At 73.9% G+C, this 15,710-nt stretch carries 16 protein-coding genes; 5 read left to right on the top strand and 11 right to left on the bottom strand.

Annotated features, from left to right (window positions below; translation table 11 throughout):
• Positions 1–53 precede the first annotated feature (53 nt).
• The 5 genes from BLT39_RS06380 to BLT39_RS06360 form a co-directional block, all read right to left on the bottom strand.
• Positions 54–1,046, bottom strand: coding sequence for a type IV toxin-antitoxin system AbiEi family antitoxin domain-containing protein (locus tag BLT39_RS06380; protein ID WP_091060652.1), 993 nt, complete (start codon positions 1,044–1,046; stop codon positions 54–56).
• Positions 1,047–1,346: 300 nt separating this feature from the next.
• The gene (locus BLT39_RS06375) at positions 1,347–1,754 is read right to left on the bottom strand and encodes a DUF3151 domain-containing protein (protein WP_091060649.1); all 408 of its coding nucleotides are present in this window, start codon (positions 1,752–1,754) and stop codon (positions 1,347–1,349) included.
• Positions 1,751–2,782 (bottom strand): class II fructose-bisphosphate aldolase, encoded by a 1,032-nt coding sequence (fbaA, locus tag BLT39_RS06370; protein WP_091060645.1) that lies wholly within the window; start codon positions 2,780–2,782, stop codon positions 1,751–1,753. Before fbaA ends, BLT39_RS06375 begins: the two co-directional genes overlap by 4 nt.
• 63 nt (positions 2,783–2,845) lie before the next feature.
• The gene (locus tag BLT39_RS06365) at positions 2,846–4,210 is read right to left on the bottom strand and encodes an FAD-dependent oxidoreductase (protein ID WP_091060642.1); all 1,365 of its coding nucleotides are present in this window, start codon (positions 4,208–4,210) and stop codon (positions 2,846–2,848) included.
• Positions 4,211–4,229: 19 nt separating this feature from the next.
• The gene (locus BLT39_RS06360) at positions 4,230–5,651 is read right to left on the bottom strand and encodes an FAD-binding oxidoreductase (RefSeq protein ID WP_091060638.1); all 1,422 of its coding nucleotides are present in this window, start codon (positions 5,649–5,651) and stop codon (positions 4,230–4,232) included.
• Positions 5,652–5,731: 80 nt separating this feature from the next.
• Here BLT39_RS06360 and BLT39_RS06355 point away from each other — a divergent pair, with 80 nt between their 5' ends.
• Positions 5,732–6,343, top strand: a complete 612-nt coding sequence (locus tag BLT39_RS06355) for a DedA family protein (protein WP_242658205.1) — start codon at positions 5,732–5,734, stop codon at positions 6,341–6,343.
• On the opposite strand, the gene pyrE is transcribed toward BLT39_RS06355, so the two are convergent.
• Complete coding sequence (gene pyrE, locus BLT39_RS06350) at positions 6,344–6,898, bottom strand: orotate phosphoribosyltransferase (protein WP_091060635.1); 555 nt, start codon at positions 6,896–6,898, stop codon at positions 6,344–6,346.
• Positions 6,899–6,933: 35 nt separating this feature from the next.
• Positions 6,934–7,572, bottom strand: coding sequence for a fasciclin domain-containing protein (locus BLT39_RS06345; RefSeq protein WP_091060632.1), 639 nt, complete (start codon positions 7,570–7,572; stop codon positions 6,934–6,936).
• A gap of 97 nt (positions 7,573–7,669) precedes the next feature.
• Between BLT39_RS06345 and BLT39_RS06340 the strand changes: the two genes are divergently transcribed.
• Positions 7,670–8,104 (top strand): hypothetical protein, encoded by a 435-nt coding sequence (locus BLT39_RS06340; RefSeq protein ID WP_131801419.1) that lies wholly within the window; start codon positions 7,670–7,672, stop codon positions 8,102–8,104.
• Positions 8,105–8,107: 3 nt separating this feature from the next.
• Here BLT39_RS06340 and BLT39_RS06335 read toward each other — a convergent pair whose 3' ends face one another.
• The 3 genes from BLT39_RS06335 to clpB form a co-directional block, all read right to left on the bottom strand.
• Complete coding sequence (locus BLT39_RS06335) at positions 8,108–8,728, bottom strand: hypothetical protein (RefSeq protein WP_091060626.1); 621 nt, start codon at positions 8,726–8,728, stop codon at positions 8,108–8,110.
• Between the two features lie 88 nt (positions 8,729–8,816).
• Positions 8,817–9,557, bottom strand: a complete 741-nt coding sequence (locus BLT39_RS22695) for a hypothetical protein (protein WP_091060623.1) — start codon at positions 9,555–9,557, stop codon at positions 8,817–8,819.
• A gap of 132 nt (positions 9,558–9,689) precedes the next feature.
• The gene (gene clpB, locus BLT39_RS06325) at positions 9,690–12,323 is read right to left on the bottom strand and encodes an ATP-dependent chaperone ClpB (protein ID WP_091060619.1); all 2,634 of its coding nucleotides are present in this window, start codon (positions 12,321–12,323) and stop codon (positions 9,690–9,692) included.
• A gap of 137 nt (positions 12,324–12,460) precedes the next feature.
• Here clpB and BLT39_RS06320 point away from each other — a divergent pair, with 137 nt between their 5' ends.
• The 3 genes from BLT39_RS06320 (at position 12,461) to BLT39_RS06310 (ending at position 13,860) form a co-directional block, all read left to right on the top strand.
• Positions 12,461–12,922, top strand: coding sequence for a MarR family winged helix-turn-helix transcriptional regulator (locus BLT39_RS06320; RefSeq protein WP_091060615.1), 462 nt, complete (start codon positions 12,461–12,463; stop codon positions 12,920–12,922).
• A gap of 61 nt (positions 12,923–12,983) precedes the next feature.
• The gene (locus BLT39_RS06315) at positions 12,984–13,427 is read left to right on the top strand and encodes an OsmC family protein (RefSeq protein WP_091060611.1); all 444 of its coding nucleotides are present in this window, start codon (positions 12,984–12,986) and stop codon (positions 13,425–13,427) included.
• 109 nt (positions 13,428–13,536) lie between these two features.
• Complete coding sequence (locus tag BLT39_RS06310) at positions 13,537–13,860, top strand: hypothetical protein (RefSeq protein ID WP_091060607.1); 324 nt, start codon at positions 13,537–13,539, stop codon at positions 13,858–13,860.
• Between the two features lie 56 nt (positions 13,861–13,916).
• Here BLT39_RS06310 and BLT39_RS06305 read toward each other — a convergent pair whose 3' ends face one another.
• A complete protein-coding gene (locus tag BLT39_RS06305) occupies positions 13,917–15,671 on the bottom strand; it encodes an MDR family MFS transporter (protein WP_091060603.1) in 1,755 nt (584 codons plus the stop codon).
• Between the last annotated feature and the right edge of the window lie 39 nt (positions 15,672–15,710).

The following is a 15,710-nucleotide window of genomic DNA, read 5'->3' as shown; positions in this document are numbered from 1 at the left end:
GGTCAGCGCGTGCAGCGACCGAATCGCTGCCCGGTGATCGGATTGCTCCCGCATCACCCGGCGCGCGGCCTCCGGCGGCGCTCGCCGGACACCACGACGCGCAGCGGGACGGGCGGGGTCCGCGCCATGAGCTCGAGCAGCCGCGCCAGCGCCCGCGGCCAGCCGTCCTCGACGTCGTCGTTGGTGACGGTCCAGAAACGGACACCTGCCGCCACCAGGACCTCCCGCTGGCGCTTCTCCTGCCAGTGCTTCTGCTCCGTCGTCGTCCCCCACGGCTGCCGGTACTTCCCCCGGCCGTCGCAGGCCATGACGATCCCGTGGACGCCGAACCACCCGTCCGCCTCGTGGACCACGCCGTCCGCGCTGATCCGCACCTGGAGGTCGGGTTCGTCGACGTCGGACTCGTGCAACCGCAGCCGGGTCAGCGTCTCCAGCGGGGAGTCCGCGCCGTCCCGCGCGAGGCCCGCCGCCCGTCGTGCGGCTGCCGCACCCCGGTGGTCGGCCGCCGCGTCGAGCGCCGCCCCGAGCTCCGCAGCGGTCAGCCGGTCACCCCAGCGGGCGGCGTCGGCCAGGATGACCGCCTCCTCCATCGACCAGGCCCGTGCGCAGTCGACGACCGTGCGCGCCAGTGTGGTGACCGGCAGACCGCGGTGCACCGTGGTCGAGCTCGGCGGCAACGGGCCGTGCGTGATGACGTAGCCGCGACCCCGGCGGTGCTGGTCGGGGTCGGTCAGCGTGACGGTGCCGGCCAGTCGCCGCGGCGTGGGCAGCCCCCACACCGTGGCCGCCGAGTACCCGCTGAGCACCGCGCCGGGACGGTCCACCGTGCGCACCACGGCGGCGGCCTCCACGAGGTGCCGCTCCCCCGCCGCGTCGGCGGCGGCCAGCGCGGTGGCCTCGACGAACGCGCCGCGCCGCAACCGGACCCAGGCGCCGTTGACCACGGCCCGCCGCACCTCCTGCGGCGTGATGCCGGCCCGGGCGAGGTCGCGGGTGGTGACGACGCCGTGCTGCCGGGCCGCGGCGGCGCGCAGGAAGGGGTGCATGGCGCAGACGCTGGCCCACGCCGGGCGGTCTCGGTGCCGTCGGCGGAGATCTGTGGACGAAACCGCGCCGTCCACAGGCCCACGACGGCCACGACCGGTCACCGCCCAGCGACCCGATCACCCCGTGCGCAGTCGGTGACCGCGGAGCCAGCCGGTCAGCCCGGGTACAGCCGGTCGGGCAGCAGCGATCCGGTCAGCGCGTGCACTGACCGGATCGCTGCCCGGTGACCGGCTACAGCCCCGGTGACCGGCTGCTGCCCCGTGACCGGCTGCGGCCCCGGTGACCGGACGACAGCAGGACTACGGCGCGAGGGTGGGGTCGCAGTCGCGCAGCAGCTCGGTGAGGCGCTGGGTCTCCGCGGTCTCGCCGATGGCCTCGCTGGCCTTGGCCAGCTCGGTCACGCAGCGCAGGAAGCCCCGGTTCGGCTCGTGCGACCACGGCACCGGGCCGAAGCCCTTCCAGCCGTTGCGGCGCAACGCGTCCAGGCCGCGGTGGTAGCCGGTGCGGCCGTAGGCGTAGGCCTCGATGACCCGGCCGCCGGCCAGCGCCTCCTCGGCCAGCGCGGCCCAGGCGGCGCTCACCGTCGGGTGCGCGGCGGCCACCTCGGCGGCCGGGGTGCCCGCGGCCAGCGCGGCGTCGGCCTCCGGGTTGGCCGGCAGCAGGGTCTCCGGCGGCGGGCCCAGCAGGTCCCGGTGGGCGTGGGTCACGACTGCGAGGTCCCGGCCGACAGCAGGTCCTCGCAGGCCTGGGTGACGCGGGCGGCCATGTTCGTCTCGGCGGCCTTCATGTAGGTGCGCGGGTCGTAGGTCTTCTTGTTGCCGACCTCGCCGTCGATCTTCAGCACGCCGTCGTAGTTGCTGAACATGTGGCCGGCGATCGGCCGGGTGAAGGCGTACTGGGTGTCGGTGTCGACGTTCATCTTCACCGTGCCGTAGCTCAGCGCCTCGCGGATCTCCTCCTGCGAGGACCCCGACCCACCGTGGAAGACGAAGTTGAACGGCTTGGCGCCGGCCTCCAGGCCCAGTTCGGAGACGACGACCTCCTGGCCCTCCTTGAGCACCTCCGGGCGCAGCTTGACGTTGCCCGGCTTGTAGACGCCGTGCACGTTGCCGAAGGTCGCGGCCAGCAGGTAGATGCCCTTCTCGCCCAGGCCCAGGGTCTTCGCGGTCTGCACGAAGTCGCCGGGGGCGGTGTAGAGCTTGTCGTTGATGTCGTGGGAGACGCCGTCCTCCTCGCCGCCGACGACGCCGATCTCCAGCTCCAGCACGATCTTGGCCGCGGCGGTCTTCTCGATCAGCTCCGCGGCGATCGAGAGGTTCTCGTCCAGGTCGATGGCCGACCCGTCCCACATGTGCGACTGGAACAGCGGGTTGCCGCCCTTGTCGACCCGCTCCTGGGAGAGCGCGATGAGCGGCCGGACGTAGCTGTCCAGCTTGTCCTTGGGGCAGTGGTCGGTGTGCAGCGCGACGTTGACCGGGTAGTGCTGCGCGGCCACGTGGGTGTACTCGGCCAGCGCGGTGGCGCCCACGACCATGTCCTTGACCCGGGTGCCGGAGATGAACTCCGCGCCGCCGGTGGAGAACTGGATGATGCCGTCGGACCCGGCGTCGGCGAACCCGCGCAGCGCGGCGTTCACCGTCTCCGAGGAGGTGCAGTTGATGGCCGGGTAGGCGAAGCCGTTCGCCTTCGCCCGGCTGATCATGTCGGCGTAGACCTCGGGGGTCGCGATGGGCACGGTGACGCTCCTGTCGAAGAGAGGACGAGCTGCTCGGGCGTCAGTATCGCGCCCGCGGCGGGATCAGCCCCGCTCGGCCCGGCTGACCACCCGGGCAGCCACCGCGACCACGTCGTAGGTGGGCGAGAACGGCGGCGCGTAGGACAGGTCGGACTCCGACAGCTCCTCGGCGGTCATCCGGCCCCAGATCGCGGTGGCCAGCACGTCGACCCGCTTGCCCGCGCCCTGCCCGCCCAGCACCTGGCCGCCCAGCAGCCGCCCCGACCCGGACTCGGTGATCAGCTTGACGGCGATCTCCTCGGCGCCCGGGTAGTACCCGGCCCGCGTGGTGCCCTCGACGACGTCGGTGCGGAAGTCGAACCCGGCCGTCTCGGCCTGCGTGGTGCACAGCCCGGTGCGGCCGATCTCCAGGTCGCCGACCTTCGTCAGCGCCGTCCCGAGCACGCCGGCGAACCGCGCCGGGCGCCCCGCGATGACCGAGCCGGCGACCCGGCCCTGCTTGTTGGCGTGGGTGCCCAGCGCCACGTGCGCGGGCTCGCCGGTGAGGTGGTGGTACGTCTGCACGCAGTCGCCGGCGGCGAACACGTTCTCGTGGGTGCGGCTGCGCATGGTGGCGTCGACGTCGATGCCGCCGGTCACGCCGATGCCCAGACCCGCCGCCTCGGCCAGCCGGGCCTCCGGGCCCATGCCCAGCCCGAGGACGACGAGGTCGGCGTCGTAGGTCCCCTGGTCGGTGCGCACCCCGCACGCCCGCCCGTCGGCGTCGCGCAGCACCTCCCGCACGGCCTGGTCGGTGTGCACGCCCATGCCCATCCCGCGCATGGCCGCGCACACCCGCTCACCCATGTCGGCGTCCAGCAACCCCATCGGCAGCGGGTCGGCCAGCACCACGTCGACCGACAGCCCGCGGTGCTGCAGCACCTCGGCCATCTCCAGGCCGATGTACCCCCCGCCGAGGACGACGGCCCTGCCGGGCCGGTCCGACGGCAGGGCGTCGATCGCGGCCCGGATGCGCTCCCCGTCGTCCAGGCGGTGCACGCCGAACACGCCGGGGGCGTCCAGCCCCTCGATCGGCGGCCGGGTCGGCCGGCCACCGGTGGCGATCAGCAGGTGGTCGTAGTCGAAGGTCCGGCCGTCGGCGGCGGTGACCCGGCAGGCGTCGAGGTCCACGGCCTCGGCGCGGGTGCCGGTGTGCACCTGGATGCCGCGCCGCCGGTGCTCCTCCGGCGTCCGGGCGACCAGGTCGCCGCGGCCGCCGACCAGGCCACCGACCCAGTACGGGATCCCGCACGCGGAGAACGAGGTGTCCTCGCCCTGCTCCAGGACGACGACCTCCAACTCGTCCTCGCCGCGGATCCGCCGCGCCTGCGCCGCGGCGGACATGCCGCCCGCGTCGCCCCCGATGACCAGCAGCCGTTGTCTCGACACCGTCCGCTGGTGCCCCCGCTCAGCCCGCGCTGAACATCTTCCCGGGGTTGAGCAGGCCGTCGGGGTCCAGCGCCCGCTTGATGGAGCGGTGCACGTCCAGCGACACCGGCCCGATCTCGCGCTCCAGCCACTCCGACTTCAGGTTGCCCACGCCGTGCTCGCCGGTGATGGTGCCGCCCATCGCGAGCCCGAGCTCGAGGATGTCGTCGAAGGCGCGGTGGGCGCGCTCGGCCTGCTCGGCGTCGGTGGGGTCGAAGCAGATGGTCGGGTGCATGTTGCCGTCGCCGGCGTGCCCGACGACCCCGATGACCAGCCCGCGCCCGCGGGCGACCGCGTCGCAGCCGTCGAGGAACGCGGCGATCCGCGACCGGGGGACGGCGACGTCGTCGATCAGGGTGGTGCCCAGCTGCTCCAGCGCCGGCAGGGCCATCCGGCGGGCGGCCAGCAGCAGGTCGCCCTCGGCGGCGTCGTCGGTGACGTGCACCAGGTCGCACCCCGCGTCCCGGCACAGCTCGGCGAGCACCTCCATCTCGGCGACGGCGGCCTCACCGCCGGCGTCGGACTGCGAGACCAGCAGCGCGTGCGCGTCGCGGTCGAGGTCGGCCTTGAGCATGTCGTCCACGGCCCGGATGCAGGTGCGGTCCATGACCTCCATGAGGCTGGGGACGACGCCGCAGCTCACCGCGGCCTCCACGACCTGGCCGGTCTGCGCGGTGCTGGAGAACGTGGCGACCAGGGTGACCGGGGTGCGCGGGGCCGGGCGCAGCGAGAGCGTGGCCTCGGTGATGACGCCGAGCGTGCCCTCGGAGCCGACGAAGAGCTTGGGCAGGTCGTAGCCGGCCACGCCCTTGACCGTGCGCCGGCCGGTGCGCAGCACCCGGCCGTCGGCGAGCACGACCTCCATGCCGAGCACGTAGTCGGTGGTGACGCCGTACTTCACGCAGCACAGGCCGCCGGAGTTGTTGGCCAGGTTGCCGCCGATCGTGCACCAGTCGTAGGACGACGGGTCCGGCGGGTAGAACAGCCCGTGCCGGGCGACCTCGTCGCGCAGCGCCTTGTTCACCACGCCGGGCTGCACCACGGCCAGCCGGTCGGCGGTGGACACCTCCAGCACCTCGTCCATGCGCGTCATGACCAGGGTGATCGCGCCGTCCACGGCGTTGGCCGCCCCGGCCAGCCCCGAGCCGGCGCCGCGCGGCACCACCGGTACGCCGTGCGCGGAGGCGATCTGCATCACCGCCGAGACCTCGGCGGTGGTGCGCGGCAGCACCACCGCGGCCGGGGTGCCGGCCGGGGCCAGCATGGCCTGGTCGCGGGCGTAGGAGGCGGTGACGTCGGGGTCGGTGAGCACGCTGTCCCTGCCCAGCGCGGCGGTGAGCTCCGCGAGCCAGTCGGGGGTGGCGGCGTCCGGCGACGTCGTCGTCGCTGTGGTGGCGGTCACGGGGCCACGGTACGACCTGGTGCCGACACACCCCAGCGCGTCCAGCTGCTTCACAGGCGGCGCACGTACGGTCCCGCGCCGTGAGCTCCTTCCTGGACCCGACGCACCTGATCAACACCTTCGGGCTGATCGGGATCATGGTGATCCTGTTCGCCGAGTGCGGTCTGCTGATCGGGTTCTTCCTGCCCGGCGACTCGCTGCTGTTCACCGCGGGTCTGCTGGTCGCCAGCGGGGTGCTCACCGTGCCGCTGTGGGTGCTGCTGGTCGCGCTGCCCCTCGCCGCGATCGCCGGCAACCTGGTCGGCTACTGGATCGGCCGCCGGGTGGGCCCCGCGGTGTTCAACAAACCCGACAGCCGGCTGTTCAAGGTCGAGCACGTGCACCGGGCGCAGGCCTTCTTCGACCGCAACGGCAACCGGACGATCCTGCTGGCCCGGTTCGTGCCCATCGTGCGCACCTTCGCCACCGTCATGGCCGGTGTCTCGCGCATGGACGTCCGCCGCTACGTGGTCTGGTCGGTGCTCGGCGGGGTGCTGTGGGCGGCCGGGGTGACGCTGCTGGGCTACTTCCTCGGCCAGGTCTCCGTCGTCCGCGACCACGTCGAGCTGTTCATCCTCGGCGTCGTCGCGCTGTCGCTCGTCCCCGTGGTCATCGAGGTCGTGCGCGGCCGCCGCAGCGGCCGCCCCGCCTGATCAGCTCAGCCCAAGGTCCTCGAGGGAGAACGCGGCGCGGTATTCGTAGCCGGCGGCCTCGACGGCGGCCCGGGCGCCCCGGTCGACGATGACGGCCACCCCGATGACCTCGGCGCCGGCCTCGGTCAGCGCCTCGGCCGCGGTCAAGGGGCTGCTGCCGGTGGTGGAGACGTCCTCGACCACCAGCACGGTCCGGCCGGCGACGTCCGGCCCTTCGATCCGCCGCTGCAGGCCGTGCGCCTTGCCCTGCTTGCGCACCACGCAGGCGTCCAGGAAGCCCTCGCCGTCGCCGGCGGCGTGCAGCATCGCCGTGGCCACCGGGTCGGCGCCCAGGGTGAGCCCGCCGACGACGTCGTAGCGCAGGTCGCCGGTCAGCTGCCGCATCACCCGGCCGACCAGCGGGGCGCCCTCGTGGTGCAGGGTCAGCCGGCGCAGGTCGATGTACCAGTCGGCCTCCCGGCCCGAGGAGAGCGTCACCTTCCCGTGCACGACGGCGAGGTCGGTGATCAGCTCCAGCAGCCGGGTCCGGTCGGGGTGCGAGGTCGGCGCCGTCATGCGGCCGACCCTACGCAGGACGGCGACCGGCCCGCTCAGGCCTGGGGGGCGAGCACCTGGTCGACCAGGTACAGGGTCGCGTTCGCGGTCTGCACGTTGCCGCAGACGACCGTCGCGTCGGCCGCGCCGAGCAGCGTCTGGTCGGCGGAGACGACGGGGGCGTCGGCCGAGCCGGTCACCGTGACGGTGTCCCCGAGCAGCGTCGTGTGGTCCCCGACCACCTGGTCGGGCGAGAGCCGGCCGCTGACCACGTGGTGCTGCAGCACCGACGTCAGCCGGGGCAGGTCGGCCAGCAGGGCGTTGGTCTGGTCGGCGGGGACGGCGCCGAAGGCGGCGTCGACCGGCGCGAAGACCGTGATCCCGCTCTGCGCGTCCAGCGCCGAGGTCAGGTTCGCGGCACCGACCGCGGTGGCCAGCGTGCTCAGCAGCGGCACGCCGGGCAGGGCGGAGCCGACCGGCTGGGTGGCCAGCGCGGCCAGGGCGTCGGCGGGCAGCTGCGCGCAGCCGGCGCCGACGGGGTCGGTCGAGGGCGCCGTCGACGGCGCGGAGGTGGCGGTGGCGCTGCTGGCGGCGGCGGTGCCGCCGCCGTCGTCGGAGGAGCAGCCGGACAGCACGGCGACGAGGGCGACGGCGGCCGAGATCAGGGCGCCGCGCGCGGGGCGGGTGCTGGTCATGGTCGGGGCTCCAGGTGTCCGGTGAGCGTGCTCGGGCCTGGACCAGTGTCGGGCATCCGGCACCTGGACGCGGTGCACGCCGTGCCAGGGTGGGCCGGTGACCTCCGCCGCGCCCCCTCCCCCGTCGGTGCGGGTGGCCGCCGGCACCCTGCTCGCCGTCGGGGTGCTGCTCGTCGCGAGCACCGCGCTCACCCTGGTGGGTCGCGACACCGTGGTCGACCAGTACCTGGCGGCCCAGCCGGACCTCGACCGCGCCGCGGTCACCCGGAGCCTGGTGCTGGGCCAGGTGCTGTACCTGGTGCTGGGCCTGCTGGCCGGGCTGGCCGCGGTGTTCCTGCTGCGCCGCCGCAGCTGGGCGCGCTGGACCGGTGTGGCGGTCGGGCTGTTCATCGCCCTGCGCACCGTGCTGTCGTCGCTGACCGCCGGCGGGACGACGATCTCCTCGCTGCTGGTGCTGGTGCTGTGCGTGGCGGCGGTGGCCAGCCTGCTGGCCCGGGCGACCCGGGAGTGGCTGCCCACCCGGGCGGGCTGACGGTCAGCCGGGCAGGTTCGCCGAGCGGCGCAGCCCGCGGACCCGGTACCAGGCGTTCGCCGGGCCGAGCGCCAGCAGCACCGACCCGGCGGCCAGCAGGGCGACCTGCAGCAGGCCGAGCACGGTGACCGCGACCAGCGGTGCCTGCAGGGCGCCGACCAGGCCGAGCAGCCCCAGGCCGGCGAGCACCCACAGCACGATGCGGGCCCAGTTGTGGCCCTGCCGGGCGAAGGCGGCCATGGTCGCGTAGAGCGCGACGCCCAGCAGTGCGACGACCGCCGCGGCGGTGGTCGCCGCGGTGCTGACGCTGCCGATGAAGGCCTCGCCGAACCCGGAGTCGAACCCGGTGCCGCTGAGCCCGGCGTCGCGCAGGGCCTGCTCGACGTAGGCGTCGCGGTTGGCCAGCACGACCACCGAGCTGACCAGGCCGACGAGGGCGGCGGCGACGAACCCGGCCACGCCCGCGGTGACGACGGCCGGGCGGGCCATCGGCGGCGGGACCGGCCGCGGCGGGCCGAACGGGTAGCCCGGCGGCGGGCCGTACCCGGGCGGGGGTCCGTAGCCGGGCGGAGGGCCGTACCCGGGCGGGGGTCCGTAGCCGGGCGGCGGGCCGTAGCCGGTCATCGTGCTCTCCTCGTGCTGCTCGCTCGACGGCGGACGGCGCGGGGCCGCCGCCCACGGGAGGTGGACGACGGCCCCGGTCAGGTGGTGGTCAGCGACCCTTCATGGCGGCGTACCACTGGCTGGACGCCTTCTGGGCCAGGAAGAAGATGCCGGCCGCGGTGAGGATCAGCTGCAGGATGTTCAGGATCGTCAGGATGGCGATCCCGTTCCCACCGATGCCGACGATCCCGCCGATCAGGCTGAGCCCACCGAGCACGAACAGCACGATCCGCGCCCAGTTCTTGCCCTGGTAGGCGAACCAGATGACCGCGCAGTAGGCGGCGAACAGGATGAGTCCGAAGACGGCGGCCCCGGTGGCGGCGCCGTTGCTCACCCCCGACAGCGAGGCGTCCACCGAGTTCGGGTCGATGCCGGCGTCGCGGTAGGCGTTGTCCAGGATCGTGTCGAGGTTCAGGAAGGTCACGATCGACCCGATGAGCCCGAGGACCGTGGCCGCGACGAAGGCGTAGACGCCGTTGGTGACCGTCGACGGCCGGGCCGGCGCGGGACCGCCAGGCCCCTGCGGCCCCCAGCCGGCGTTCGGCGCGGCCGGGTAGCCGCCGGGCTGCTGGCCGTACCCCTGCTGGCCGTACCCCTGCTGGTACCCGGGCTGCTGGCCGTAGCCCTGCTGGTACCCGGGCTGCTGGCCGTAGCCCTGCTGGTAGCCGGGCTGCTGGCCCTGGCCCGGCTGCCCCTGCTGGTAGCCGGGCTGCTGGCCGTACGGCTGACCCTGCGGCGGCTGACCCTGTCCGGGCTGGCCCCACTCGCCGGGGTTCTGTCCTGACGTCATGCGTCCTCCTCCGTCGGGCCCGGCGCACCCGGGCGGGAAGATCATGACGGCTGCCCCGGACTCCGGCGACCCGGAACACGACGGCGCCCACCGACCGGGTGGGTCGGTGGGCGCCGTCGGTCGGCCCGCAGGTCAGACGGTCAGTGCGCGCGGCGGCTCGGCTGCGCCGTCGGCCGGCGGCGGGGTGCTGCCGGCCCGGCGGACGACGAGCCCGGCGTCGAGGTCGCCGGCCACGTCCACGGCCACCACGTCGCCGTCCCGGATGTCCCCGGACAGCAGCGCGCGGGCCAGCTGGTCCCCGATCGCCGACTGCACGAGCCGGCGCAGCGGGCGCGCGCCGTAGACCGGGTCGAAGCCGTTCATCGCCAGCCACTCCCGGGCCGCGTCGGAGACCTCGAGGGTCAGCCGCCGGGCCGCCAGCCGCCGGGCCAGCACCGCGACCTGGATGTCGACGATGCCGGTGAGCTCGTCGGTGCCCAGCGGGCGGAAGACCACGACGTCGTCCAGGCGGTTGAGGAACTCCGGCTTGAAGTGCGCCCGCACGACGTCGTCCACGGCCCGCCGCTTGGCGTCGGCGGGGATCGACTGGTCGGCGATGACCTGGGAGCCCAGGTTGGACGTCAGCACCAGGATGGTGTTCCGGAAGTCCACGGTCCGGCCCTGGCCGTCGGTGAGCCGGCCGTCGTCGAGCACCTGCAGCAGGACGTCGAACACGTCGGGGTGGGCCTTCTCGACCTCGTCGAGCAGCACGATCGTGTACGGACGGCGCCGCACCGCCTCGGTGAGCTGGCCGCCGGCCTCGTAGCCGACGTAGCCGGGGGGCGCCCCGACCAGCCGGGACACCGAGTGCTTCTCGGAGTACTCGCTCATGTCGATGCGGACCATCGCCCGCTCGTCGTCGAAGAGGAACTCCGCCAGCGCCTTGGCCAGCTCGGTCTTGCCGACGCCGGTGGGGCCCAGGAACAGGAAGGACCCGGTGGGCCGGTCGGGGTCGGCCACGCCGGAGCGGGCGCGGCGGACGGCGTCGGCCACGGCGCGCACCGCCTCGGGCTGGCCGACGACGCGCCCGGAGAGCACGTCCTCCATGCGCAGCAGCTTGGCCGTCTCGCCCTCGAGCAGCCGGCCGGCGGGGATGCCGGTCCAGGACTGCACGACCTCGGCGATGTCGTCGGGGCCGACCTCCTCCTTGAGCATCGAGGCGTCGGCGGTGCTCGCCGAGGCCTCGGACAGCGCCTTCTCCAGTGCCGGCAGCTGGCCGTAGCGCAGCTCGGCCACCCGGGCCAGGTTGCCGTCGCGCTCGGCGCGCTCGGCCTCCTGGCGCACGGACTCCAGCCGCTCCTTGGTCTCCCGGATCCGGTCGATGGCGCCCTTGTCCTGCTGCCAGCGGGCGGTGAGCTGGTCCAGCAGCTCGCGGCGGTCGGCGAGGTCCTCGCGGAGGGCGACCAGCCGCTGCTGGCTGGCCTCGTCCTCCTCCTTGGCCAGCGCCATCTCCTCGATCTCCAGCCGGCGGACGACCCGCTCGACCTCGTCGACCTCGACGGGGCGGCTGTCGATCTCCATGCGCAGCCGGCTGGCGGCCTCGTCGACGAGGTCGATGGCCTTGTCGGGCAGGAACCGGGCGGTCACGTAGCGGTCGGACAGGGTCGCCGCGGAGACGATCGCGGCGTCGGTGATGCGGACGCCGTGGTGCACCTCGTAGCGCTCCTTGAGGCCACGCAGGATGCCGATCGTGTCCTCGACGGTGGGCTCGCCGACGAACACCTGCTGGAAGCGGCGCTCCAGGGCCGGGTCCTTCTCGATGTGCTCGCGGTACTCGTCCAGCGTGGTCGCGCCGACCATCCGCAGCTCGCCGCGGGCCAGCATCGGCTTGATCATGTTGCCGGCGTCCATGGCGGAGTCGCCGCTGGCGCCGGCACCCACGATGGTGTGCAGCTCGTCGATGAAGGTGACGACCTCGCCGTCGGACTCGGTGATCTCCTGGAGCACGGCCTTGAGCCGCTCCTCGAACTCACCGCGGAACTTGGCGCCGGCCACCATGGCCGACAGGTCCAGGCTCATCAGCCGCTTGCCCTTGAGGCTCTCGGGGACGTCGCCGGCCACGATGCGCTGGGCCAGGCCCTCGACGATCGCCGTCTTGCCCACACCGGGCTCGCCGATCAGCACGGGGTTGTTCTTGGTGCGGCGGGAGAGCACCTGCACGACGCGGCGGATCTCGGTGTCCCGGCCGATGACCGGGTCGACCCTGCCCTCGCGGGCCCGCTCGGTGAGGTCGACGGCGTACTTCTCCAGCGCCCGGTAGGTGCCCTCGGGGTCGGCGGAGGTGACCTTGCGGTTGCCGCGCACCGTGCGGAAGGCCGCCAGCAGCGCCTCGTCGGTGGCACCGGCGGCGGTCAGCGCCGACCCGGCCTCGCCCCCGACGGCGGCCAGCCCGACCAGCAGGTGCTCGGTGGAGACGAACTCGTCGCCGAGCGCGGTGGCCTGCTCGCCCGCGGCGTTGACCACCCGCAGGAAGTCGCGCGAGGGCGAGGGGGCGGCCACGGTCGAGCCGGAGACGCTGGGCATCCGCCGCAGGGCCGCCTCGGCCCGGGCGCGGACCTCGCCGGGCACGGCACCGGTGGCCTGCAGCAGCGGACCGGCGATGCCGTCGGTCTGGTCGAGCAGGGCCAGCAGGAGGTGCAGCGGCTCGAGGGCGGCCTGGCCGCGGTCGACCGCGAGCCGCTGGGCTGCGGCGATGGCCTCCTGCGCGCGGGTGGTCAGCTTGTCCATGGTCGGGATGGGGTCCTTCCGTCGGAGGGTGTCGCCGGGGACAACGATCGCAGAGTTGAGTCTGTTCCGCTCAACCCGGAAGGCGCAACGAGACCGCCCGGATCACGAGGTTGCATTGCGCCCCCTAAGCTTGTGGAATGCCGGACACCCCACAGCCCAGCGTCGAGCTGGACGACCAGCTGTGCTTCGCCCTCTACGCAGCCTCGCGGGCGGTCACCGCCCGCTACCGCCCCATGCTGGACAAGATGGGGCTCACCTATCCCCAGTACCTGGTCATGATGCTGCTGTGGGAGGAGGACGGCCAGACCGTCGGCCAGCTCGGCAGCCGTCTGGCGCTGGACTCCGGCACGCTGTCCCCGCTGCTCAAGCGCCTCACCGCGGCCGGCCTGGTCACCCGCCACCGCCGCGTCGACGACGAGCGCTCGGTGTCCATCCAGCTCACCGCGGCCGGCCGCGAGCTGGAGAGCCAGGCGGTCGAGGTGTCACGCGACATGATCGGGGCACTGGGCATGACGATCGCCGAGTTCGACCACCTGAAGGGCGAGCTGCGGAGCCTCACGGACCGCGTCTCGTCGGACGGGAACAGTTCACCGAACTGATCGGTTGTGCGCGATCGAACGGCCCGTCGAAGAGCGGCGGCCAGACGACGAAGGAGCGCTCATGCCCACTCGCACCGCACGCACCGCCTGGAACGGCACCCTCGAGGAGGGCTCCGGCCAGGTCGAGCTCAGCAGCTCGAAGGTCGGCACCTACGACGTGTCCTTCCCCAAGCGCGCGGCCGACGAGGCCGGTGGCACCACCTCCCCCGAGGAGCTCATCGCGGCGGCCCACTCGGCCTGCTACGCGATGCAGTTCTCCGCCCTGATCGCGCAGGCCGGCGGCACCCCGGAGAGCCTCGAGGTCTCCGCCGACGTCTCGCTCGGCCCGGACTCCGCCAACGGCGGGTTCAAGCTGACCGGCATCAAGCTCACCGTCCGCGGTGAGGTCAGCGGCCTGGACGAGGCCGGCTTCAAGCAGGCCGCCGAGGACGCCAAGGCCGGCTGCCCGGTGAGCAAGGCGCTGACCGGCGTCGACATCACGCTGGACGCCGCGCTCGTCTCCTGACCCACCCCGCACCAGCGCAGGGCCCCCACCCGTCCGCGGGAGGGGGCCCTGCTGCGTTCCCCAGCCGCCGCACAGCCGGTGCACGGCCACCCCGGGCACCGTCGTCGCCATGGAGCCCGAGACCCCGTTCGAAGCACGCCGGCGCGGCACGCTGCGCCTGCGGATCGCCACCGCCGGTGTGGCCGCCGCGGTGATGGCCGGCACCGGCGCCGCCACGGTCGCCCTGGCCGACACCGGCACCGGCACCGGCACCGCGACGACCGCCGAGTCCACGAGCGGGACGACGTCCGCCACGTCCGGCTCGACGTCCAGCACGTCCGGCGACTCGTCCACCGGCTCGTCCTCCACCGGCTCCGACCCGGGCCTCTCCGCCGGGTCCGGCGTCACGTCGTCCTCGGGCTCCGGGGCCGACGCGAGCTCCGGCAGCTCCTGACGCCGCAGGGCCCGCCCCCGGGATCCGGGGGCGGGCCCTGCTGGGTCGCGGGTCGGTCAGCGACCGGCGGGCACCGGCGCCTCGTGGCGGCCGTGCTCCTCCTCGTCGAGGAAGACCGTCGCCCGGACCGGGTGCTCGGGGGCATCCAGCCCGCCGACGGCGTGCCGGCCGGCCAGCTGCTGGTCCACCGCGACGGTGCTGTCGACCAGGGCCGGCGCACCGCCGCGCTCGGCGCGGGCCCGCTCGTCGCCGCTCTCGGTGCGCAGGGCGACCTCCTTGATGAACAGCACGGACACCACGGTGACCACCGACAGGACCGCCGCCACCAGGAAGATCCGGCCGGTCGCGTCGCCGTAGGACACCCGGATGAGGTCCTGCACCGGGGCCGGTGCGTCGGCCAGGTTCGCCAGGCCCACGTCCCCGCCGCTGGCCTGCGCTGCGGCCCCGGCGGGCAGCCCTGCCGTGATCAGCGTGGAGACCCGGGCGCTGAGCACGGCGCCCAGCACCGAGACGCCGATCGTGCCGCCCAGGCTGCGGAAGAAGGCCACCGCGGAGCTGGCCGCACCCAGGTCGGTCGCGGCCACGGTGTTCTGCACCGCCAGGACCAGGTTCTGCATCGTCATGCCGATGCCCAGGCCGAGGACGGCGAGGAAGACGCCCAGCAGCACCATGTTCGTGGTGTGGTCGACCGTCGACAGCAGCCCGAACCCGGCGGCGACCAGCACCGACCCGGCGACCAGGTAGGCCTTCCACCGGCCGTAGCGGGAGATCAGGATGCCCGAGACGGTGGAGGAGACCAGCAGCCCGCCGACCATGGGGATGGTCAGCAGACCGGCCGCGGTCGGCGAGTAGCCGCGCGAGATCTGCAGGTACTGGCCGAGGAAGACCGTGGAGCCGAACAGCGCTACGCCGACGGCCACCGAGGCGATGATCGCCAGCGTCGTGGTGCGCTCGCGGAACAACCGCAGCGGGACGATCGGCTCCTTCGCGCGGGTCTCGGTGACCAGGAAGGCCACGACGGCGAGCACGCCGCCGCCGACCATCAGCGCGGTGTCCAGCGACAGCCAGGCGAAGCTGTCACCGGCCAGGGTCACCCAGATCAGCAGCAGGGAGACGCCGGCGGTGAGGAAGGCCGCGCCCAGGTAGTCGATGTGCACGGTGCGCTTGACGGTGGGCAGGTGCAGCGTGCGCTGCAGCAGCACCAGGGCGACGACGGCGACGGGGACGCCGACGAAGAAGCACCACCGCCAGCCCAGCCAGCTGGTGTCCACCAGCAGGCCGCCGATGAGCGGCCCGGCGACGGTGGCCACGGCCATCACGCCGCCCAGCAGACCGGAGTACCGGCCGCGCTCGCGCGGGCTGATCATCGCGGCCATCGCGATCTGCACCAGGGCCTGCAGACCGCCCAGGCCCAGACCCTGCAGCACGCGCCAGCCGATCAGCATGGGCACCGACTGCGACAACCCGGCCAGCACCGAGCCGGTCACGAAGACCACGATGGCGATCTGGACGAGCAGCTTCTTGCTCATCAGGTCCGACAGCTTGCCCCAGATCGGGGTGGAGGCCGTGCTGGCCAGCAGGGTGGCGGTGACCACCCAGGTGTACTGGCTCTGCGACCCGCGCAGGTCGGTGATGATCGTCGGCAGGGCGTTGGAGACGACCGTCGAGGACAGCATGGCGACGAACAGCGCCAGCATCAGCCCGGACAGGGCCTCGAGGATCTGCCGGTGGCTCATCCGGCCCTGCTGCTCGACCGGGGACTCCTCGGCCGGGCGTGCGGCCGCGCGGTCGGCGGTGGTGGTGCTCGCCATGCGTGCTGCTCCTGCGTGCTCGTGGTGGGTGGCGGGTGC

The sequence above is a fragment of the Klenkia brasiliensis genome, from assembly GCF_900100695.1.
Taxonomy (GTDB): domain Bacteria; phylum Actinomycetota; class Actinomycetes; order Mycobacteriales; family Geodermatophilaceae; genus Klenkia; species Klenkia brasiliensis.
This window is presented reverse-complemented; position numbering and strand designations above follow the sequence as displayed.